The sequence below is a fragment of the Gilliamella apicola genome (genome assembly GCF_000599985.1).
In the GTDB taxonomy this organism is placed as follows: Bacteria; Pseudomonadota; Gammaproteobacteria; order Enterobacterales; family Orbaceae; genus Gilliamella; species Gilliamella apicola.
This window is the reverse complement of the sequence record NZ_CP007445.1, coordinates 3,004,774-3,027,622: the sequence shown is the minus strand read 5'-3', so window position 1 is coordinate 3,027,622 and position 22,849 is coordinate 3,004,774. Positions and strand designations below refer to the sequence as shown.

Here is a 22,849-nt window from a genome sequence, read left to right as displayed (position 1 = left end):
ACTTGAATCATTTACCTATAATTCCAACTAAATGGATTTTAAATGTAAAAAGCACAACTAAGAAACAATTTAAAGTCATTGGAGGTTTAATTAAAAAAACTTCTGAGGTGGTGATTGCAACAGATATTGATAGGGAGGGTGATACTATAGCATGGGAGCTATTAGAATTATTCAAATGGAATGGCAAAACATCCAGATTATGGTCATCCTCCAACAATAAAGATGGATTAATTAAAGCATTAAACAATATTAAAGATTCTAAACAAAGCTATCGCATGTATCAGGCAGGCAAAGGTTGAGCTCAGGCGGATTGGTTAATAGGTATGAATTTTACTAGGCGTTATACGGCATTAGCTAAACAATCGGGTTTTGCTGGTAAAGTTTTATCTATTGGGCGAGTTCAAACACCATTACTAAATTTAATTATTATGAGGGATCGTAGTATCAAAAACTTCATACCTCAAAAACATTTTGGAATAACTGTTCAACTGAATAAAAGTAACTCTAGATTTAAGGCAACCTGGATACCTAAACCTGATGATTGTGACGATAATAATCGTTGTGTGAATTTGCAATTAGCTAAAACTGTAATGAGTAAAATTAAAAATTGCAATTTTATTGTTGATAGTATTGAGGCAAAGCGACATAAAATAGTTAATCCATTATGTTTTTCATTAAGTGAATTACAACAACAGTGCAATAATTTATATGGTATGGATATGGAAGAAGTTTTGCAAATCGCTCAGTCATTATATGAAACGCATAAAGCAACTACATACCCAAGAACTGACTGTGGTTATCTTCAAAATAAGATGTTTGACGAGGTTGGGCCAACTATTAAAAGTTTGTTACAATCAGATCTGGCAATTAAAGATATTGTATCAAAACTCGATTTTAGTATTAAATTTAGAGTTTGGGATAATAGTAAAATTACTGCTCATCATGGAATTATACCAACGACTGAATAAATAGATCTTTCTGAATTCTCCACAAACGAAATAAAAGTTTATAAATTGATACGATTATATTATTTGGCCCAATTTTTACCTGTCTGTGAGATAGATAAAACAGTTATTAAGTTTAATGCTGACAATGCTAAAAGCGAAATATTTGTCAGTAGAGGCAGTAAAGTGGTAAACATAGGTTGGAAACAATTATTTATTAATACTAATCAACTTGATGATGATTTAGATAGACAAACGTTACCTCTAATTACAGAGCAAGATATCTGTAAAGTGATTGATGTTGAATTAAATGAAAAGGTAACAACTCCACCAAAACCTTTTAATGATGCAACATTGTTAGATGCAATGATAAATGTAGCTAGATATGTAACAGACCCTAATTTAAAAAAACTGCTGAGAGAAAACTCAGGGTTAGGTACTGAGGCAACGAGACCAAGTATATTAAAAACTTTATATGATCGTGGTTATATAGAAAAAAGAAGAAGAATATTATATCAACGACAGTTGGACAAAGTTTAATAGATAGTCTACCTGAAATAATAACAGATCCTGGCATGACGGCATTGTGGGAACAAGAGCTAAAAGATATTGAGTTGGGCAAGAAAGATTTAAGCGAATTTATTGATAAACAGAAAACGTTTATAAAATTGATTATTGATAATGCTATAAAAAATAATAGTGTAACTATAAAGCAAATAACTAAGAATTGTCCTGAATGTGGTTCTCCTATGATAAAAAGGAAAGGTAAAAGTGGAGAGTTTTTTGGTTGTAGCAAATATCCAGATTGTAAATAAATTGTTAATATAAAAAGAAAAGCAATTAAAAAAGTGGAAAATTGGCGTAATTAATTTGTATAACTATTTTATTAATGTAGAATGCATATTCTACTCCTGTGTTTGTTGATTTTGAGGTCATAAAATCAAAGCCCATATCAGTGGGTGTGTAACCTGAAAGCCTCGCATACCATTGAAAAAAAGTCCATAGTTATTATGGCTGCCTACAATAGCTTCTTGTAAATTGTAGCCATGTGCGGTCTCATGTTGAAGCTGATTTATATAAACAAATAGTTTTACTATATCTTCACTACAGAGGTAAGGTGGTTCTTACCTCACTCAAAAACTATTCATAACCAATGACCAAATGGTTAAAAATCGGGAGCCGTTAGTGCGTTAATGCGTACCTTCTGTTTTCAGTTCAACTCTGCTAACCACTAGCGAACTGAGGTGTTATTAGAAACGTGATATCTTTGAGGAGGGATTTTAGCTGTTTCTAGAAGCTAATGAGTTTAATTGACTTTCTAAAATATTTTTTATTAAAAAATATTGTTTTTTATATATAAGTTAGATAAACTAAAACTGTTTCCGCTACTATGTAGCAAAACAGCCCAGGGAGTGATTTTTAAAGCCCTAACGTTCGCTGAACGTCCTTGATTAAGGTAAGATCACAAATTGCATGGTTATCCATGAGCCCAATGCCAATAAACTCAAGACATTCGTCTGTTGGCCATCAAGTTTGATGTGAGTTCTTTTTTACAACCCATAAGGGAATTTTATTCCCTAGGGACATAAAATTCCCTTTTACTTAATTCTAGGAGAATTTTATGGCATTTCAAAAAAAACCAATAATTGATGTTGAGCTATTAACTAAAACAACTAAAAAATTAGACCCAAGTAGACGATTACAGATAACTATAAATGTTTCTGTACCAAAACCATGGCAGGTTATAATCGTTATTACTCTAATGCTATTCGAGTTCATTCTCAAAATTTAGGAAGAGTAAAAGGTGAATCTCACAAAATTGAAGATATTCATGTCATTTTGTGTCACCCAAGAAACTTGTTAACTGAAAACGGGTATTGTTATTTATATTGTTCCTGAGACATTTGTTTATACAAAAGGCGAAAAATCAGGTCAGATAGGTGTTCAACTAAGAGGAAGATTATTATTGATTAAATCAATAACTATAAATGGCTAGGCTGTTTATAAGACCTTCTTTAAATAATAACGATATTAATGATAATCGTAGCGATGATAACCATAGTAATGATAATCATGATATTGATGATATATTATTGAACTAAATATTTTTATAAAAAAAACCACTAATTTAGTTAGTGGTTTTTTTTTATTTTGGATATTGATTTTATTATTTACTATTAGTTTAGAAATTGGCATTTTATATACCGATTTTGGTTAGTTAGTCTATTTAGTGATAAATAAAATAGGGTGAAAAAATGCGAATTTTATTCGTTATAGTATGTTCTATACTTGTTTTGTCAGGTTGTGCAAAACATAAAGTTTATAATAATGAAAATAATGCTAGTGTTTATTTTAGTGAAGATGAAGATAAAACAGCAGTGAAATTAGATCGTTACACAATTATCGAGTTAGATAAATATTCTAATGATTATATTTTAGATCAAATTATAAGTATTTCATTACCTAAAAATATGGTTCTCACTGTTCAGGATGGTTTTGGATATGCGTTAAATCAAACTGGTTATAATTTATGTGATACTTTTGATGTTGATAATTTATATAACAAACAGTTACCTATTGCCCATTATAAAATGGGACCGATTAGAATTGGTGTTGCACTGAAAAAAATTGCAGGTCCCGCTTGGGATGTTCTTGTTGATGACGTTGAAAGAACAGTTTGTTTTTCGTTAAAAACTGGATATAAAATTAAACGTAAAGACGAAAAAATAGGTAACAATAATGAGTAATTTAAAAAAAATATTCCAAATTTCTAAGGCTAATCGGAATGTACTATTTCTAGTTTGTGGGTTGGTTTTTTCATTGATATTTGCCATTTTAGCCATTGTCATTGTATTAAATATAGCTGCTAGAATAGATTCTAGAATAGATTCTAGAATAGATTCATTATTAGTGAAGGTCAATGAGATCGATTCTAATGTTACTACAAAGTTGAATGATTTTAATAATATCAACGACAAAATAGAAAATCTTTCAAAAAAAATAGATATGCAAGAGCAAGATATTTTTTATATACAAGATTCGATTACTGATAATAAATTTAATGATTTATCAATATCAATAAATAATCTAATGACAATGGTAGAGAATCAGGAAATTGAAATGAGTTCATTAAAAGAAACTCAAAGAGCACAACAGAATAAGTTGAACTCTTTGGATGAATTCAAAAAATCTCTAATAGATAAAGTTACCTCAATGCTGTTTAATTATAATAATTCTGATAAAAAAAAAGAGAATAGATCAAAGGTCATATTCAATAAATATATCTTAAATAGCATAGAATATCGTTCAAACGAGTTATGGGCAGTTTTTTTACCTAAAAATGCGAAATCACTTTCTGAATTAAAATTCGTTACAGTAGGCGATTTGATAGATGAATGGTTGGTTGTATCAATAAATGATAAATCAGTGGTATTGCAGAAAAACAATGATAAATATAAGGTTGAATTAAATGAAAAATAAATTACTTTTTATTTTTTTGTTATTTTCTTTTCATGCCTACTCGGAAAATAAAGTAGAACAATTGAAAAATGAAACAATTTCAATTGAAAGTACTAATGAGCAAAAGAATAATGAAATTGAAGAAAAAACTAATAAAGTCAAGGCTGATTATTGGGGGTTAACACTCGAAGAGTGGACAAAATATGAAAAAATAAAAGAGGTTGGTGGACGTGGATTTTGGACTCCTAATTTAGATCCACTGACCACCCTTGGTGTAGAGGCTGTAACTGATCAAGAACGGACTAAATATGCACGACTTTTAGCTATCAAAGAAAGTGAACGTGTTGAAAAAGAGTTGGCTTTCCAACGGGCTTATGACAAGGCATGGAAAGAATTGTATCCTGATTTATTACCTATCGAATTAGATGGAAATCAGAATTTTATTGCTAAAGTTAATTTTAGTGGAGAACGTCTAGTTTTATTTCTTTCTGTTAATGATAACGTGAGGGGTATTAATTTATTGAATTCTGTTTTAAAAACAGGTAAAGATTTAGATATTTATTTGTTGGATTCTAATGGAGATGATGTTATAGCCCGAAATTGGGCGATAAACCACAAAATACCCGTTAATAAGGTCAATGGTGGAAACGTAACTATTAATCATGATTCAGGACAATGGTTAGAAATTGGTAATGGTAATTTACCTGTTTTAATGCAACGACAAAATAAAAAATGGAGGCAAGTTGAGATTAATTAATATGAGAAAGGAAATAATCGCAAGTTGCTTTATTTTATTTCAATCTTTTTTTGCTGATGCAGAACTAATCATTATAAAGGATTATGGGGGGGATTCTATGACTCAGTATTATGACGCCATAAACCCTCAAGATGTTGATAGCCAAATACAGCAAGATTTTGTCACTTCTGAAAATTTATATTTACCGATTGAAACAACAAAAATGCAACCAGGGTATTTTGATAAAATTGACATTAATATACCTAATTTACAACCGTTCGTTGTCGTTGGTTATGATGATATATCTATTAAATGGTTAATTGAAAATAAAATAAAATTAGAAAATATATCTAATATCGTAGGAATTGTTGTTAATGTTGAGTCATTAGCAGATTTGAATTATTTACGCAGTTTAGTTGATTTTCAGTTATATCCTATGTCAGGGGACGATATTGCTGATCGTTTATATCTAAATCATTATCCTGCATTGTTTACAAGCCAAAGTATTGAGCAATAATATTAGAGTGTAATGTATGGGCATGAGTAACGAACACGGAATTGAGACAATATTTAGACCAGCATCAGAAATGTATAGTTGCATTACCGCTATTTCTTGTGGCGCTGTTTGCCTAATATCTCCTTGGGCTATTGCGTTAGCTCCATCAGTAAATGTTGGTGTTTCGTTAGCATTTTTTGCATTTGGTATAAAGAGGGGAGCTGAAGGGTATAAAATAATTCGTTATAAAAGAAATGTTAAAAGATTACCTTTCTACTCATTATCTAGTTCTCAAATTCCTGTGAGTTCTAAATTTTTATTTATTGGTCGAGGATTTAAATGGGAACAAAGACACTTACAAAGATTAATTTTATGTAGAAGAGAGGAATATAAACGTTTTGTTGAACCAAGTTGGCTTTATCAATTTGCAAGAGAATTTGAAAAAAAATATGAAAAAAGCAAAATTGCAAAATTCACCAGTTCCCAATCGTTATTAAATCCTGTCAAACCGTTGCCTCCTGTTGGAGGTAATCCGTTTTTGCATGGTGTTGAGCTAAAAGAGACTAATGTCATGATGCCACTTGGTGAGAGAGTTGGGCATACACTTGTTTTAGGAACAACAAGGGTTGGTAAAACACGACTTTTAGAAATTTTAGTTACTCAAGACATTGCTAGAGGTTGTCCTGTGGTGGTGTTTGATCCGAAGGGCGATGCGGATTTATTGAAACGGATGTGGTGTGAAGCAAAACGAACTGGGAGAGATGATGAGTTTTATGTTTTTCATTTAGGATGGCCAGAAATTTCTGCTCGTTATAATGCAATTGGTCGATTTAGTCGTATTACAGAAGTCGCTCAACGTGTATCAGGTCCATTGTCAGGGGAGGGTAATAGCGCAGCGTTTAAAGAGTTTGCATGGAGATTTGTTAATATTATAACTAAAGCATTGATTGAATTAGGTCGACGCCCTGATTATATTCAAATAAATCGCTACACAAATAATATGGATTCGTTATTTAAAGAGTACGCACAGTATTATTTTTCTAAATCAAACAATCCTAATGCGTGGGAAGAAATAGCGATTATGGCTAATAATGTGAACGAAAAAAATTTATCTTTTGCAATGAAAGGGCGAGATAAAATTGTTGTGGCCTTGATTGATTATATTGTGTCAAAGGGGATCTATGATGATGTTTTAGATGGACTACGTAGTGCTGTTCAATATGATAAAACGTATTTTGATAAAATTGTTGCATCTTTAATGCCATTTCTTGAAAAATTAACTACAGGTAAAGTAGCCAAATTATTAGCTCCAGACTATTTTGATATTAATGATCCTCGTCCAATTTTCGATTGGAGTCAAATTATACGAAAACGTGGTATTGTTTATATAGGTTTAGATGCTTTATCTGATCCTGTTGTTAGTGCTGCGGTTGGCAACACAATGTTTTCTGATTTAACATCTATAGCCGGATATATTTATAAACATGGTGTTGACGATGGTTTACCCGGTCAGAATAGAGAAAAAATTGATGTGTGTGTTCATGCAGATGAATTTAATGAGTTAATGGGTGATGAGTTTATTCCTATGGTTAATAAGGGCGGTGGTGCTGGTCTACAAGTAACTGCCTACACTCAAACTATATCTGATATAGAGGCAAAAATAGGAAGTGTAGCAAAATCTGGCCAAGTTCAAGGAAATTTCAATAATATTATTATGATGAGGGTTAGAGAGAGTAAAACTGCGGAAATATTGACAACACAGTTACCAAAAGTAGATATTTATAAAAACACAATTGTATCAGGTGCGACTGATACTCCAAATCCTGAAACTAAAACTGATTTCACATCGAGCACTCAAGATCGTATTAGTACTGAATCAATGCCATTGTTAGAAACGTCAGAAATAATACAATTACCGAAAGGACAAGCATTCGTTTTAATGCAAGGAGGTGAGTTATGGAAAGTACGAATTCCACTTCCATCATCTGTTGATGATAAGTTTATGCCTGAATCAATTAAAGAATTGGCAAAAAATATGGAAAAAAATTATGGTACAGGGGAAAGTTGGTGGTTGTCTATACCTACTCCTATTGCCGAGGATAATCAAAATGTTTTAAGTCAACAGAATTTAACTGACTCACAGCAATCTTTAATAAATGAGCTAAGTGAGTAATTGATATGAGTATGCTATGAGCGAAATAAAAAACCAAACGACACCAAGAAAAGAAAAACCTCAAGGAATAAAGGCATTGTTAGTAACATTAGTTGTGTCTTTATTTTTTAGTATTCTTATTGAGTGTGTAGGAATGGCATTTATTTGGCCTGAACAGGGCGCTCAACATAGCAAGAATATGTTGAATACTGAATTTAATTATTTGTCTAGTGATTTTCAAGATACATTAATTATGTCAGATCCAGTTAGATTTACTGAAAATGTTGTTACATCTGTACATGAATTATTAATGGTTAAAACTGGATTAAGTAAAACATTAAATGAGCCAGTAACCGATAATACATCCTTTTCTGTTATTATTGTTCACGTTATTTCTGAATATTTGATAGCAACTATAAATATAATTTTAGTTTTCATCATTAGGTTAGTTATATTGGTGTTATCAATTCCTATTTTTTTATTAGCAGCAGTTCTGGGGTCTGTTGATGGATTAGTTAGGAGAGATATTAGACGATTTGGAGCAGGGAGAGAATCTAGTTTCATTTATTATCATTCAAAAAGGTGGTCTGGTAAATCATTGTTATTATCGTGGTTAATCTATTTATCTATTCCAATTTCAATTCACCCTAATTTTATTTTGATACCAATGGCATTTTTGTTTGGATTAATTTTAAGTATAACAATTGGATCATTTAAAAAATATCTTTAAATAATAGAAACCAGTGTTTTAGATATTATCATTTTTTTTTCAATTTGGATTTTGAATTTATTACTGACATTTATTTTTTGATGATTATATTATTTCTTCGATTCTATCGAACGAGGAAATCAATAAATGACAAGAAAACTGACTATCCCTTTAATGATTATATTATTTTTATCTTTTAGTAATCATTCCTTTGCCACTGAATCTGATGAGTTAAGTTTAGTTGTTAAACAGCTTAAACAGATAAAAGAATCGCTGATCAAAAGTGAAATAGTTTCATCCGCAGAGCAAAATGTTAGATACCATTTTAATTATAGTTCAGCTCAAGAAGATATTAATCAAATAATTTCAGGTATTGAGAGATATCTCTCTCCAGAGAGAGAACAGCCTCGGACTGTTTTACCAGAAATAAATGGCGATTATAGCTCAGAAATAGGAAATTGATAATGAAAGAAATAACGGAAAAAGCTTATGAGGCCGGAGCAGGAACATCTATGGCTGATACTTATAATGTTTTCACTGTTATATTAGTCGGCCTTATTTTATTGGTCGGAGCATACATTATATATTGTATGGCGAAGGGAATGGGAACAAGTGTGAGAATTTCAGATATTTTTCAAACCCTTATTAGGATTATTTGTTTTACTCTGATCACGATTGCGTTTTTTATATACGAAAGACTTTAACAAACAAAAAAGGAGATTTATTTAAATGAAGTTAATTAATAAACTCAAATCAAAGATTATGTTCTTTGTTTTGACTTGTTATGGAACAGCCTATGCTGCAATGCCAACACCGCAACCTCCGTCTCAGGGTACTGGCGGAGGATATTTTAATACTATTAGAGGTTACATTTATGACGGTGCTGTTGTCATTGGTCTATTAATTGCAGCGGCAGCCTTGTTAGCCGTTGCTAAAAACGTCATCGTGGAATTTAACAATATTAGTGAAGGGAAGGGTACATGGACTAAGTTCGGTACATTCATTGTAATTGGTGTTGTTTTAGTGGTTGCGTGTATTTGGCTGGCAACAGAAGCCGTTGAAACTCTTTCATCAATTTAATTTTAAATAATATTTAAAATAGGACTCAAGTATGAGTAATGAAGAATCATCTAATCAAAATGCAAATGGTGAAATTGATTTCTTACCAGAACGATTAAATCGTATTCCGACTGTTTTTAGAGGAATGACCATAATTGAGCTAGGCAAGTTTAGTCTTATTGGCGTTGTTATAGGTTTTGTTTTGGGATTATTGGGTTTTATTGTTTTGGGTTCTTGGGTCCTTATTTTTATTGGTATGCTCGTTACTCCTTTGCCTGTTGTATTGTATACCAGTAATAAATTTAGCAAATTGAAAAGAGGTAAACCGGATACTTGGTTAGAACGTCACCTTGAATTTGAGTTTGCTAAAAGGGGATTTGGTGATTCTAAAAGATTATTGTTCAAAGATGAAGTGTTTATGACTGTTCGAACGAAACATAAAAAAATGAATAAAATGAATAGGGTAATAAGTAATGAGTAAATATTTGTATGCATTGGCTGGTAGAGATAAGCACATTCTCTCTTTGAGAATTGTAATTGTTGCATTAGTTGTATTACTGATTTTTATTGTTTGGGGTTGGAAATCAGCGCCAGATAAATTGACCATTCATATCCCTCCTGATTTAAGATCCGGCAGTACAAGGGTTTGGTGGGATATTGATCCCAGTTCTATTTATGCGTTTTCATTTTATGTATTTCAACAATTAAATAGTTGGCCCAAAGACGGGGAAATTGATTACAAAAGAAATATTGAGGCTTATAGCCCATATTTAACACCACAATGTGAACAAGTTTTACTGGCTGAATATAGTCAACGTAAAAATTTAGGAGAACTTAAGGGGAGGGTGAGAACTATGGGTGAAATTTTAGGCAGGGGAATTAACTCTACGTATCAAGATTATATAACAAAGAGGACTGAACCTAGAGTGATTGTTTTATCAAAAGACGCTTGGATAGTTACATTCGATCTTTATGTTGATGAGTATTTTAGTGGTGAATCTATAAAACGGGCTTTGGTGAGATATCCTCTCAGTGTTGTAAGAAGTGACACCAATCCTGAATTAAATCCGTGGGGACTGAAATTGAATTGTTATGCCAGTAAACCATTAAAATTAGTGATGGGAGAAGGGAATGATAAATAAATTTTTACAATTATTAACATTATTGATTATATCGATTTTTCAGGTTCACGCAATTGAGTTAATTAAATGGGATCGTACTCCTATTAAGTTAACTGTCAATCAAGACGATGAAAGAATGATTTTTATTGATAAAAATATTAGTGTTGGAATACCTACCTATTTGGATCGAAAAGTTAGAATACAGAGTTTAGGTGGTGTTCTTTATGTAAAAAGTTTTGAACCATTCAATGAATCAAGATTAATGTTAAGAGATTTGGAAACAAATGAGATTATTTTAATTGATTTAACTGGTGCTGGTAAATCTAAAAATAAACTGGAATCAGTAAAAATAGTGTTTGAAAATGAGTTGAATACATCTAATGTGAAACAGGATTATAGGGATGATGTTCGGGATGATGTTCCTACACCAATAAAACTAACCAGGTATGCAGCTCAAAATTTTTATGCTCCGTTACGAGCAATTGAAAATGTACCAGGCATTAAACAAATTTCATTGCCATCAATAAGTTTAAAACGACTAATTCCTTCATTACCAGTTCAAGTTACATCTATGGCTGCATGGAGATTAAATGGTTATGAGGTTGTTGGCATTAAATTGACAAACTTATCGCAAAATAGATTGAAATTAGATCCTAGATTATTAAATGGCGATTTTTATGCAGCTACATTTCAACATAATACATTAGGTGAACATGGTACTCCTAGTGATACAACAATGGTTTATATTGTTACCAAAGGTTCTGCCTCAAGGGCTTTTTATCCAGATTATCCAGAACTTGATTTACCAGATAACAATAATGACGTAAAGAAAAGTAAGTGAGGTATAGCGTGGCAAAAATCAAAGGCAATAAATTATTATTTATCATCGTTATGATATTTGTCGTTATTGTTTTTTTTGTAATATTTATAGGAATTAATAAAAAAAAGAATCTCGGTGGATATGTAGATACATCTAATTCAGAAGAAATTCACGAGGTTTCAGATTTAAGCAAAGAAGATTTGGTGGCACTCGGTATAACTGGTGATACTGAAAAAGATACTGTCCAGACATTAATTTCATTGGTAAAAACAATTCGTAATGAGCAAATGCAATTTAATTCAAAAATGAAAGAAATTGAGGAGGACAATCGAAAACTCAAAGAAAGAAATAATCAACTTGAAAATGGTTATAACAGTGATTATAAAATTCAGCCTCCTAAAAAAGATAATTTAGAACAATCATCATCAGATCAAGCACTTCAAACATTAATGAATAAAGTTGATCAATTCGGTGATAAATTAAATTCGTTTTCTAATCGAGAAACACGAGAAACAGTTGGACAATCAATTTCCATTGGGGGAAAGGAAACTGTTAACCCGTCATTGAAGAATAATGAAATTATTTGGATATCACCAGATGATCAAACTATTGTATCAAAAAACAATAATCAAACATTTTCTTTTCCTACTAGTTTTAATGGTAGGGAGCCAACAAAAACTCAAACCGTTGATGGTGAGAAAATAAAAACAAGTACAAATAAAGAACAGCGCATTGATAGTTATCCATTTTATACATTACCAGTTAACTCTACATTATTAGGTTCTGTTTCTATGACAGCATTGTTAGGTAGGATTCCTATTGAGGGAAAAGTGACCGATCCTTATCCATTTAAAATTGTTATTGGTAGAGATAATTTAATGGCAAATGGTATTGAACTACCTAACGTTGAAGGAGCAATTGTTTCAGGTACTGCAACCGGAGATTATGTTCTGTCGTGTGTTAGAGGGAATATTAAAAATATCACGTTCGTTTTTGACGATGGGAGAATAACAACAATACCAAAAGATAATGAAAATTCAAAATCTACATCTACAGAGGGTATTGGTTGGTTATCTGATGAATTCGGTATTCCATGTATTTCCGGTGATATTAAATCTAACGCACAGGAATATTTGGCAACAGTAGGAATTTTAGGTGTTGGTGCAGCAGCAGCGGATGCGTTTTCCGAACAAAATTCAACAATAGTAACAGACGGTTCTAGTGTTACTAAAGCAATAACAGGGAGCAATAGTCAATATATATTAGGTAAAGGGATTAGTGGAGGAATAAAGGAAACTATTGATTGGTTCAATAAACGATATGGTCAGGCATTTGATGCTGTTTATGTTCCACCAGGGAAAACTGTTGCAATACATATCACTAAAGAGATCCCTATTGATTATATTAATAATGGTAGATTAGTTGACTACAACAAATCAAACCTACAAACAGGAGTTTTAGATTAATGTTAAAATTAATTGTTCCAATAATTTCAATTTCATTTTTAGTTGGGTGTAGCACGTCAAAAGATCAGATGTTTCCTCATACTGGAGAGACTATTGCTAGTGTGTGGGCGAAAAAGTTGCCTAATGCAAATATTAATGATGCTCGATTACAGTTGAGACGTAATGTAGATGATCTTGAACGCATTGATGAGTATAGTTCTTATACTAGGAATGCGAAAAATGAAATTGATAGTCAATTTCAACGGTTACCTAATCCTGATTTAATTATGTTTATTTATCCTCATTTCTCATCAAATAATGGGGGTAGTCCTGTTCCTGGTTATTCAACAATTTTTTCATTTTTCGACAAAACTCATTATGCCATGCCAGGTGAAAGGGTGAAGGAGTATTGATTTGAATTTGAATATATTACGTACTGGACTTCTGACTAAAAAAAATAAAGAGAAAGAACTCTATAAAAGAAATTCTCAAAAATCAATCGTTGATTATCTGCCTTGGGTTGAGTATTTAGACGATTCTAACTCCATTTTGTTAGAGGATGGTCGATCAGTTGGTGCTATATTTGAAATTATTCCATATGGTACAGAGGCTAAAACGTTTGAAAAATTAAAGGATATTAGAGAGGTTGTCAACAATGCAATACAGGATTCTTTTAGTGAACGGGACAGTAATCCGTGGGTAGTTCAATTTTATTGTAATGATGATAACAGTTTAAATGATTACATTGAGCGATTAAGGGAATATCCAAATAGTAATGCTAAAGGCACGGAATATACCCAAAATTGGTTAGATATTATGGAGGTTCATTTAAAAGGGATAACTAAAAATAATGGTTTATTTTTTGATAATGAGGTGACTAAAACAGTTTGGAGAGGTCAATTACGGCGAACACGGATGGTTATTTATAGGTATGTGGGAGATAAAGAAACCATCTCTACATCTACAGCATTGGAAGAATTAAACCTTGCTTGCCATAGCGTAATTGACTCCTTAAAAGGGGCAGGTATATCGTGTATTAAATTAGATAAAAGAGCCGTTCATGACTGGTTATGTCGTTGGTTTAATCCTAATTTTGCAGGAATGACTAAAGATGAGTTTTTAAAAACAAGTAAACTTATTATTGAGGATGAAGATATTGAAGGTGAAGAGAGTGTTCCTATTCTAAATGATTTTACAGAAAGTCTATTTTTTAGTGAACCGAAAAGTCAAAATGGTTTTTGGTATTTTGACGGGTTACCTCATTCAGTATTGGTTGTTGACCGATTAAAAAAGAAACCTAATATTGGGCATATAACTGGTGAAACGCCCAAGGCGGACGGGATAAATGCGTTATTTGATCTTCTACCAGAGGGGACTGTAATGGTTCAAACCATTGTTATTTTTCCTCAAGATAAGCTGGAAAACCACATATTAAATATATCTAGAAAAGCATTGGGGGAAAACTCGGAATCGATATCTGTTAAGGAGGATTGTCGTGATGTTATGGGATTTCTTAAATCTAGGCACAAAATGTTTAAATGTGCGTTTGCGTTTTATTCGGTAGGAAGTGATGAAAGGGATTTGAAAAGAAAACTATTAAATTTGAATAATATATTAAATAACAATGGAATTGTTGCTGTAAAAGATGGTTGTGAAGTTGAACCTTTAAAATCATATCTTCGTTGGCTACCTATGAATTTTAATCCAGAATACGATAAAAAATCACTCTATACAAAATTTCAATGGTGTCAGCACATATCAAATTTAGCTCCTCTTTTTGGAAGAAGTTGTGGTACTGGTAATTCAGGAGTTACATTTTTTAATCGAGGAGGTGGTATTCTTACGTACGATCCATTAAGGGATCGAGCGCAGAATGGACATAAATTGATTTTAGGGCCGACGGGTGCAGGAAAATCAGCCACACTTGTTGGAGAAATTAGTCAACTAATAGCAATGGAACGTCCCAGAACGATTATAGTGGAAACAGGTAACTCATTTGGCTTGATGGTAGACTATATGGAGAAATTTGGAGTTAGTGTTCATAGAGTTAGTTTAAAGCCTGGTTCTGGTGTTGTGTTAAATCCTTTGGCTGATTCTCATTTGATATTTGGAAACAACAATAATTTATTTAATGATGAGGAGAATCTAAATGATGATATTTTAGCTGAAGCATTATATAGCTCCGATTCCGATGAAGATGAGGGTGATGCACAGCGAGATGTTTTAGGTGAGATAGAAATAGCTATTCGACTCATGATTACAGGTGGTGAGTTGGAAGAAGATAAATTACTTAGACGAGCTGACAGGGCTATGATTAGACATGCGATAATCATGGCTGCTAAAAAAGCATTGGATGAAAAAAGACAAGCAATCCCCAGTGATGTTCAACAGGCATTATTTCAGATTGGAGAAAACGTTGAAATTCCTCAAATAAGGCGTAATAAGGCATATGAAATGGGTGAAGCTATGGGGATGTTTACTCAGGGGTTTGAGGGAGATATTTTTAATAAACAGGGTCAGCATTGGCCAGATGTGGATCTAATTCATGTTGATTTAGCTACATTTGCGCGAGAAGGCTACGAAGCTCAACTGTCAATAGCCTACATTTCTTTAATTAATCATATCAATAATATGGGTGAGCTATATCAACATCAATCTAGAGCTATAGTAAATATTACTGATGAAGCTCACATTATTACTGTCAATCCATTACTTGCTGCCTATCTGACCAAGGCGTCCAAAATGTGGCGAAAACTGGGCGTTTGGCTTTGGCTGGCAACTCAAAATATGGAAGACTTTCCGGATGCTGCTGCAAAATTATTATCCATGATTGAGTGGTGGGAAATGCTAGTAACTGAATCATCTGAAGCTGAAAAAATCAAAAGGTTTAAAGCTTTAACGGCCGAACAGGTTGCAATGATAACGTCTGCTAGAAAGGCTAAAAATAAATACACTGAAGGTGTTGTTCTTTCTAAGAAAATGGAGGCGTTATTTAGAATTGTACCTCCTAGCTTGTTTCTTGCTTTAGCTATGACAGAGAAGGATGAAAAGGCAGAAAGGATGGAAATTATGAAAACTAATAATGTTTCCGAATTAGACGCAGCTATTGAGGTGGCTAGACGATTGGATGTTAAGCGTGGACTTGTAAATAACTAATTAGTTGGAGGTATAAATTGGTTTTATTCAAAGTTGATTCGATACATGGTCCTATTACAGATACCAGTGAAGAAAATGATTTTAATAAATTTATAAATAATATTAGAAATAAAATTGGAGTTTATAAAGAAAAAAGAGTTAGAGCATATCGAATACCAAATTCTCATAGTATTTTAAAAAATCCATTTAATTGTTATGTTTCTTTTATTTTAAGGGGGGATATTTCAGATTGTCACCTAGAAATTAGTTGTAATTCAAAAATACAAAATATCAATTGGCCAAGCACTAATGACTTTAGTTCTGGTAAACGGGTTGTCATTGAGTTATTTGACTGGGTTGATGTGTATTGGTTAGTTTATAAAATTAATAATGCATTCAAATAAATATAAATTAAGAGGACACAGTGAGTTTTTTAAAAAAAATATTCAGTCTAATTATAACTATTTCAATTTATTCATTTCCATTCTGTTATGCAAGCGAAAATGATATAGAGAAAATAGAGGTTTTTATTCAACAAGAATCTTTAGCTGATTGCATTCAAGATAATAATTGTTTTGTTTATAACATCGATGCCGCAGAGGATTATTTAAACAGAGTTTTTTCTAATTTATCTTCTAACCAAGATGAAGCTTATATGCAATCGATGAGAATTTTTGAATCACCGGAATGGGCAGAACACGAACTGAAAATAAAGGAACTCCAACATAATGTATTACGAGCATGGATATTGGGAGTAAAAAAACATCCTGCTATCGTTATTAACGATACTTTTGTTGTGTATGGAACTACAGATATTGAAAAGGCAAAGCGGGATTTTGAGTTGAGGGTTAACAATGAGTAGATTAAAAATAAATATATTTATAACCGGAATTTTGCTTTTTTATAATATTAGTGCCGTTAATGCTACTACATCAATAACCACTGAAAGAATAATTCCATCAGCATTATCGTTATCATGTGCCGATTATAAAATTGTTGGAATATGCTATTGGTTATCTTGTTCGTTTGGCTGTAGAGTTAGAACGTCTATAAAAGTGAAGCACTTCATTCCAGATATGGTTGTTTCCAGTTATTCAAATACTGGGGAAAATCCGTGGATTGAGGCAAAGATGATATTAAAACCGTTAACAATATCAACATCTTCAATGGCTCAGTCGGGAGGGGATACAAATACGAGACAGGCTCATAACCATACTAAGGTTCGATTTAAAGATGTCGATGCACTAGGGCATCCAGGTGGAGCTGTTTTCTCAAGTATGTTATCAGGAATGGGATATTATTGTTCTAACGGCGTAACTCCATTATATCCGTATTATACAAGTTCCCTAGATTTCTTAGCTTGGAGGCAAGTTCCGCTTGAGCAGTTTTATCCGGAAGCCTTGGTTCCTGGAGTAAGAGAGATAGGAAGTATTTTTTCAGCTAATATGTGGGGAAACATTTATCCTCGGTCGGGGGCGGTGGTACAGGCTGATGACTTCAAAGCAGCAGCAGTAACAGCACAAAGAGCTGCTGATATTTTCACGAATTCAGGTCAGGCACATGTCTATAGACAATATACAAGGAAACATAAAGACGGATTTTGGCCTCCGTCACCTGTCAAAGAAAACACGAACAACCATAAGTGGCAAATCCTTGCTCCTGAAATGTCTAACACATGCGATACGTTTCCGAATTTAAATAAATCATCATCACTAGATGGGGCGTATGTGTTTTCCCTTTGGAGGCCTTATAAGTGCTGTAAACCTAGGGGTCATTTTTTATATAGTATTGATTGGGATAATTAAAATGAAAACAAAAGCAATAACAGTTATAGTTTTAAGTTGTTTGTTGGCATCATCAATTTCTTATGGAGCCACTTCAAAATATATTTCAGGTTCGATTACTGATGATATTTATTATCGGATAGGTGGTGGTTCTGTGTCAACTATGAACTTTCTGTATCAGAAACCAAATTCTATTGGTGTGGGTGTTAAATGGCAATCTAATTTAATCTGTGGAAATTTTGATTTTAGATCGACGATCTCAAATCAGTTAAATGGTGTTACAGAGGGTTTTAATGATGTCATGGGCAGTATTATTAAAAATGCAACTGCTGCTGTGGCGAGTTTACCTGCATTAATTATTCAACGAGCTAATCCGCAGTTATATGACCTGTTGACAAATGGTGTTCTTCAAGCCAAGTTGGACTATTCAGATATGAAAATGAGTTGTAGGCAGATGGCAAATAAAATGGCCGATTATGCCGAGGATGCAGGATTAGTACAGGCAGCTAAAATCGAAAATTTAGCGTCATTATTAGGTGGTAGTGTTGATGCGGTTCGAGCTGACAAAATAGTAGAAAAAGAAGGTGGAGATAATGGTCTTTCTTGGATTGGTGGAGTTAAAAAAGGTGGAAAGGGGCAGAATCCGATTAATTTAACGAAAGATGTAACGATGGCTGGTTATAATCTGTTAATAAATCGGAATGTAACAGATACATCACCAGTTAGCGATGCTGATACAAAGGGTAATATATATAAAACATGGAACAAACCGTCTGATGCACAGGATTGGATTACTGATGTTTTAGGTGATCTTACATACACATCAACCCAATCAAATAGTAAAAAATCTAAACCAGGTAGAGGTTTAAATCCAGTTATTCAGGAATATTATGAGGAGTATTATTCAGAACTAGTTGATTTAGTTAATGGTAAGAAGGCCATTAACGATGAGAATTTGAAAAAAGTTAACGGGGGAGGGATACAGATTACTAGAGGGTTAATTGAATCATTACAAAATGATTCAGAGCGGGCGGTTTTAACTAATAGGTTATCTAGTGAAATGGCGTTATCACGGGCAATCGGAGAAACTCTAATGGCTAGACGAATTCTATTAACAGGACTGAAAGAACCGAATATTTCATATAACACCACGTTGAAAGATATAATGCATACTCAAATTGCAGAGTTAGATATTGAATTGAATCAGGTTCGATTAGAATTTGACATGAAGAGAGCGATAAGTGGCAATACAGCATTAGTTATAGCAGAGAGAAATAAAAATAGGCAGAAGGGAATTACAATACCTCTTGGTCAAGACGAAGATGCTATATTTAATAATAATTAAGTGAAAATTAAATGAAAATAATAATTTATCTTTTTTTAGCTGTTATCTTTTCGATTGTAATGTTTATTTTTACAGGGGTAATAACAATCAAACAGGTCAATAATTTTCTAAATAATAATTATGTACTGTTTTTAATGTTCCGGTTGGTTTTGTATTCTAGCGTTACTTTTGGTGGGTATAAGTTATATCAGCGATTGGAGGGGCTTTTAAATAAAAGGTCATTTTTTTCTTTTTCAGTAATATTTTTTTGTGTCATTTTTTTAAATGAATGCATAGTTTTTAGGCTGGGATAATAATGAATGCAACTAGTTATTTCGATTATATAATGTTGTTACTTGGATGGTTAAGTAATAATGTGATTTGGTATTCAATAGCAACATCAGGAATAGTTATAATTCCATTTATTCTTAAATTGCTTGATACTTTTAGAAAAACAAAAGAGGAAGGGAGCGATGAAGAAAATACATTTTTGATCCTAAATAGGCTTGAGGTTTATTTTTATACTTCTATTCTTATTATTTTTGCTACTTGCGCTCCTGTTTTAGAACCTGATTTTAAAGTTTATAAATATGAACAAACAAAAACAGATTGTTCTTTCAATGAAGTATCTATTAGTGGATCAAGCTTCCAGAGTTTAGCTTCAGATATTGATGGTCAATCTATTAAAATACCAGTGTGGTGGTATGGTGTACATGCTCTATCGCAAGGTTTAACAAGAGCATCGATAACAGCAATCCCCTGTAAAGTTGATATACGGCGAGTTGCAGTGGAAGTGCAAAAACTACAAATTAACGATCCTATTTTGCTTGAAGAGGTGAAGCAATTTTACGCAAATTGTTTTAATCCATCTTTTTATAAATTACGGGATAATTCTCGTTCATTATCTAACTCAATGATAAATGATGTTTATTGGCCAGGATCAACATTTTACTTAACGGAACCTGGTTATTATGATTCTTTTAGAGCTTTAACACCACAAAAAGACTGGCCTTATGATCCGAATAGAGATGTAGGTCTTACACCTGGTGATAATTATACTGGTTATCCAGGTTGTAAATCTTGGTGGCAAGATTCCAATGTAGGTTTAAGAACTAAACTATTAAATGAAGCTGACAACATGGGAGATACGTTAAAATACACTGAATCAATAGGTTTTTTCACTAGTAAAGCTGATAAAGAGGAGGTCTATTTAAAATCGTTGACGACTCCATCAAAATTTGTTGCTACTAAGAGCACTATGTTTTCCGATTATAGTGGTAATAATGATAAAACGTTGATGCAACATGTTAGCGGGTTTTTTTCTACAATTGGATTGGCATGGAATTCTATGTCTAGTCAACTTGATGCGGATGGATATAGAAAAATGGCTCCGTTTATTCAATCGTGTTTATTGTTTGTTGTTATAATTCTTCTGCCAATTGTAATTACAGCTAGTGGATTTAGTCCTAAAGCTGTAATAACTACAACATTTATTATTTTTGGTATTATATTTTTGTCATTTTTTTGGGAAATTGGTAGATTTTTAGATACAAAATTAATTGATATTATTTATGATGGAAGCCAAGTTGGGCGTAATCCTAAGGATTTTCTTTCAATAGAAAATAGTAAAGATATAAAAGATCTTTCTATTATTAGAATTATAACATCTGTTATTTTCATTGGTTTTCCTATTATATTATTAGCTTCATTCTCGTGGGCAGGGCATTCAATAGGTAATGCTGTTAATTCAGCTTTGGGATCTATGGGCGAACCTGCTGAAAATGCAGGAAGTCAAGGGGCTGATAAGGTGGCATCAGCTGCTAAGACAGTAATGACAAGGAAAGGAAAGTAAAGTAAAGTAATAACAAAGAAAAGTTCCTAAATTTGGTTATTTAGGAACTTAATCAATCTCATAACATTTCTTATCTTTTATGTTGTTAATATTATTTCCACGATAATTTAATTTTTGTCCACAATCATTTGTTGTAAAAAATCTTGTTCTAGTTTTTTTAGGTTTATTATCTCTTGATTCAGGAATAATAGATATTAATGATGCTAAAACGACGAATAGCGCTCCAATAGCCTCAAATAGTCCTAGAAATATCATTGTTATATATTTAGACATAGATCATTCTCATTTTGGGAGTTCTCGAGTCCATATTACACTTATAACTTTTTTCTTGCAATTGAAAGTGTAAAAAAAACACATATGGCTAAAAATGGCTAAAAAAGGGAAAATAATGGTAATTGAGCATAATGAGAATAATGAGAATGGTCCTATCCTGAAAAGGCTACGGGATTTAAAGGCTAAAAATTGATGCGTCAACAATAGTTCGTGATGTTGAAGGTAAACAATCACTAATCGACAACGGCAATGAAATAACATTCTTTAGACCGTTTTTTGCATACGGCAAAATTTTCTTTAAACACGAATCAATACTGAATATAAAATTTGCTGGTGTTAGTAGTAATGCTTCGCTAATCCTAGCGCCTGTTATCCATAATAATTTAAATAGCATTAACTTGTTATAATTATCAACGAAATCAAAAAATTTTTTAATTTCAGGCTCCAGTAGATATTTGGGCGCATTGATATCAAATTGAATTAAATGATTAAGTCGTTTAATCATTTCTGATTGTTTCTGTTGTATCAGTTCTAAATGAACTAATTTTTTGTAATACTCTAAATCAGCATTAATAATATTATTTTTAGTCATTTTTTTGTTTATCTAACCTCTCAATTTTGCGATGCCAAATTATTATATAAATTTCGTCTAGGATTCTAAAAAAAACACCTAAACTATTAATTATCATAATAAAACGTTACATTATTATCACACAACCATTATTTTTTATTTTTAGTCACAGTTAAATCATAAATTTTTATATAACAATGATTTTTATTTTTTAAATTTTCCCAATGCTGGTTATCCAATTTATCATTGATAACTGTTTTAAAGGTTGAATCGATGTGACATACATACTGATAATTGTCATTATCTAATACGCAGATAACTCACAGTTATTTTTTAATTTATTCCATTCCATTTTAGCAATATAATATCTTCTTATTTTCATGCCGCCAATAAAGACAACAATTACAATAGTAGCAAAAAATAAATTTAATTAAACCCATAAAATTAACAATATCATTATCATTAAGAATATCTTCACGAACTTCCTTCATTGATTCTAACCTCCTTATTTAATTTAAATTTATAGAACTAATGTATTTAATAATTGATTGAAAATATCATCTTTCATTCCCTATCCTTTCTAGGATAGTTCCTTATCTTATCAATCACATCTTCAGCAGAAATTAACACCTTATTTCCGTATTTGAATTGCTCTCTAATTAGGTTCGATGTAACTATTCCTGATTCCCGCTATTCGTTGGTTTTTATAATTTTTCCCTGGTATATTGCATTACGATATTTATATCTCACTGTATCGCCAACTCTAAAATTTGGAACATTTCTGGTTGCAGTAAAAAAATATTTTTTCAATTATTTAATTCCCATTACTCTACTTATTTAGAGCTTTTCTGATCACATTTTCCTTAATAATAGACAGTTCAGAATTAGTTGTCATGATTGTATAAGCCACTATGTTCTCGTTTTTGTTACGAATACATTCAAGGATTCTACCACTACATGGCAGTGAAA

The 22,849-nt window shown here is 32.2% G+C and carries 26 protein-coding genes and 1 pseudogene; 25 read left to right on the top strand and 2 right to left on the bottom strand.

All coding sequences use genetic code 11. The annotated features are described in order from the left end of the window. The first annotated feature begins 2 nt into the window (after positions 1–2). The 25 genes and pseudogenes from GAPWK_RS14680 to GAPWK_RS13420 all read left to right on the top strand — a co-directional run bounded on the left by GAPWK_RS14680 (position 3) and on the right by GAPWK_RS13420 (position 21,036). Positions 3–299: a toprim domain-containing protein gene (locus tag GAPWK_RS14680; RefSeq protein ID WP_025316751.1), complete on the top strand. Its 297-nt coding sequence runs from the start codon at positions 3–5 to the stop codon at positions 297–299. 15 nt (positions 300–314) lie between these two features. Next, positions 315–1,484 (top strand): annotated as a pseudogene (locus GAPWK_RS15290) (DNA topoisomerase); the annotation flags it as partial. Positions 1,485–1,519: 35 nt separating this feature from the next. After that, positions 1,520–1,759 (top strand): topoisomerase DNA-binding C4 zinc finger domain-containing protein, encoded by a 240-nt coding sequence (locus GAPWK_RS14665; protein WP_025316748.1) that lies wholly within the window; start codon positions 1,520–1,522, stop codon positions 1,757–1,759. 806 nt (positions 1,760–2,565) lie between these two features. After that, entirely contained in the window at positions 2,566–2,736 is a 171-nt protein-coding gene (locus GAPWK_RS14935) for a hypothetical protein (RefSeq protein WP_158413610.1), read from the top strand. A gap of 72 nt (positions 2,737–2,808) precedes the next feature. Then, positions 2,809–2,940, top strand: coding sequence for a DUF3577 domain-containing protein (locus GAPWK_RS15640; protein ID WP_110287282.1), 132 nt, complete (start codon positions 2,809–2,811; stop codon positions 2,938–2,940). Positions 2,941–3,199: 259 nt separating this feature from the next. After that, a complete protein-coding gene (gene pilL2 / locus GAPWK_RS13515; protein ID WP_025316747.1) occupies positions 3,200–3,691 on the top strand; it encodes a PFGI-1 class ICE element type IV pilus protein PilL2 in 492 nt (163 codons plus the stop codon). Further along, positions 3,684–4,424, top strand: a complete 741-nt coding sequence (locus GAPWK_RS13510) for a hypothetical protein (RefSeq protein WP_025316746.1) — start codon at positions 3,684–3,686, stop codon at positions 4,422–4,424. Before pilL2 ends, GAPWK_RS13510 begins: the two co-directional genes overlap by 8 nt. Continuing rightward, positions 4,414–5,160 carry a TIGR03759 family integrating conjugative element protein gene (locus GAPWK_RS13505; protein WP_025316745.1) on the top strand — a complete coding sequence of 249 codons (747 nt, stop codon included), beginning with the start codon at positions 4,414–4,416 and terminating at the stop codon, positions 5,158–5,160. The genes GAPWK_RS13510 and GAPWK_RS13505 overlap by 11 nt, the downstream gene beginning before the upstream one ends. A gap of 1 nt (position 5,161) precedes the next feature. After that, the gene (locus GAPWK_RS13500) at positions 5,162–5,656 is read left to right on the top strand and encodes a PFL_4695 family integrating conjugative element protein (RefSeq protein WP_038518610.1); all 495 of its coding nucleotides are present in this window, start codon (positions 5,162–5,164) and stop codon (positions 5,654–5,656) included. 22 nt (positions 5,657–5,678) lie between these two features. Then, a complete protein-coding gene (gene traD / locus GAPWK_RS13495) occupies positions 5,679–7,808 on the top strand; it encodes a type IV conjugative transfer system coupling protein TraD (RefSeq protein WP_025316743.1) in 2,130 nt (709 codons plus the stop codon). A 16-nt stretch (positions 7,809–7,824) separates the two neighbouring features. After that, positions 7,825–8,517: a TIGR03747 family integrating conjugative element membrane protein gene (locus GAPWK_RS13490; protein ID WP_025316742.1), complete on the top strand. Its 693-nt coding sequence runs from the start codon at positions 7,825–7,827 to the stop codon at positions 8,515–8,517. 126 nt (positions 8,518–8,643) lie between these two features. After that, a complete protein-coding gene (locus GAPWK_RS13485; RefSeq protein ID WP_025316741.1) occupies positions 8,644–8,958 on the top strand; it encodes an integrative conjugative element protein, RAQPRD family in 315 nt (104 codons plus the stop codon). A gap of 2 nt (positions 8,959–8,960) precedes the next feature. Next, entirely contained in the window at positions 8,961–9,200 is a 240-nt protein-coding gene (locus GAPWK_RS13480) for a DUF3262 family protein (protein WP_025316740.1), read from the top strand. A 25-nt stretch (positions 9,201–9,225) separates the two neighbouring features. Then, positions 9,226–9,576 (top strand): TIGR03745 family integrating conjugative element membrane protein, encoded by a 351-nt coding sequence (locus GAPWK_RS13475; protein ID WP_025316739.1) that lies wholly within the window; start codon positions 9,226–9,228, stop codon positions 9,574–9,576. Positions 9,577–9,607: 31 nt separating this feature from the next. Further along, entirely contained in the window at positions 9,608–10,036 is a 429-nt protein-coding gene (locus tag GAPWK_RS13470; protein WP_025316738.1) for a TIGR03750 family conjugal transfer protein, read from the top strand. Next, a complete protein-coding gene (locus tag GAPWK_RS13465; protein ID WP_025316737.1) occupies positions 10,029–10,697 on the top strand; it encodes a PFL_4703 family integrating conjugative element protein in 669 nt (222 codons plus the stop codon). Before GAPWK_RS13470 ends, GAPWK_RS13465 begins: the two co-directional genes overlap by 8 nt. After that, positions 10,687–11,517: a TIGR03749 family integrating conjugative element protein gene (locus GAPWK_RS13460; RefSeq protein ID WP_051516293.1), complete on the top strand. Its 831-nt coding sequence runs from the start codon at positions 10,687–10,689 to the stop codon at positions 11,515–11,517. The genes GAPWK_RS13465 and GAPWK_RS13460 overlap by 11 nt, the downstream gene beginning before the upstream one ends. 8 nt (positions 11,518–11,525) lie before the next feature. After that, positions 11,526–12,962: a TIGR03752 family integrating conjugative element protein gene (locus tag GAPWK_RS13455; RefSeq protein WP_025316735.1), complete on the top strand. Its 1,437-nt coding sequence runs from the start codon at positions 11,526–11,528 to the stop codon at positions 12,960–12,962. After that, positions 12,962–13,354, top strand: a complete 393-nt coding sequence (locus tag GAPWK_RS13450) for a TIGR03751 family conjugal transfer lipoprotein (RefSeq protein ID WP_025316734.1) — start codon at positions 12,962–12,964, stop codon at positions 13,352–13,354. The genes GAPWK_RS13455 and GAPWK_RS13450 overlap by 1 nt, the downstream gene beginning before the upstream one ends. 1 nt (position 13,355) lies before the next feature. Beyond that, on the top strand, positions 13,356–16,097 hold the full coding sequence (locus GAPWK_RS13445; protein WP_202961662.1) for a conjugative transfer ATPase: 2,742 nt from the start codon (positions 13,356–13,358) through the stop codon (positions 16,095–16,097). Positions 16,098–16,114: 17 nt separating this feature from the next. Further along, positions 16,115–16,480 (top strand): hypothetical protein, encoded by a 366-nt coding sequence (locus GAPWK_RS13440; protein ID WP_025316732.1) that lies wholly within the window; start codon positions 16,115–16,117, stop codon positions 16,478–16,480. Between the two features lie 20 nt (positions 16,481–16,500). Continuing rightward, complete coding sequence (locus GAPWK_RS14360) at positions 16,501–16,938, top strand: TIGR03757 family integrating conjugative element protein (RefSeq protein WP_025316731.1); 438 nt, start codon at positions 16,501–16,503, stop codon at positions 16,936–16,938. After that, a complete protein-coding gene (locus tag GAPWK_RS13430) occupies positions 16,931–17,881 on the top strand; it encodes a TIGR03756 family integrating conjugative element protein (RefSeq protein ID WP_080692515.1) in 951 nt (316 codons plus the stop codon). Before GAPWK_RS14360 ends, GAPWK_RS13430 begins: the two co-directional genes overlap by 8 nt. A 40-nt stretch (positions 17,882–17,921) precedes the next feature. After that, on the top strand, positions 17,922–19,205 hold the full coding sequence (locus GAPWK_RS13425; protein WP_238551126.1) for an integrating conjugative element protein: 1,284 nt from the start codon (positions 17,922–17,924) through the stop codon (positions 19,203–19,205). Positions 19,206–19,500: 295 nt separating this feature from the next. Continuing rightward, entirely contained in the window at positions 19,501–21,036 is a 1,536-nt protein-coding gene (locus GAPWK_RS13420) for a conjugal transfer protein TraG N-terminal domain-containing protein (RefSeq protein ID WP_025316728.1), read from the top strand. A gap of 48 nt (positions 21,037–21,084) precedes the next feature. Here the strand turns inward: GAPWK_RS13420 and GAPWK_RS13415 are convergent, their stop codons facing one another. Both GAPWK_RS13415 and GAPWK_RS13410 read right to left on the bottom strand, forming a co-directional pair. Continuing rightward, entirely contained in the window at positions 21,085–21,309 is a 225-nt protein-coding gene (locus tag GAPWK_RS13415; protein WP_025316727.1) for a hypothetical protein, read from the bottom strand. A gap of 175 nt (positions 21,310–21,484) precedes the next feature. Then, positions 21,485–21,901 (bottom strand): site-specific integrase, encoded by a 417-nt coding sequence (locus GAPWK_RS13410; protein ID WP_025316726.1) that lies wholly within the window; start codon positions 21,899–21,901, stop codon positions 21,485–21,487. Positions 21,902–22,849: the final 948 nt, after the last annotated feature.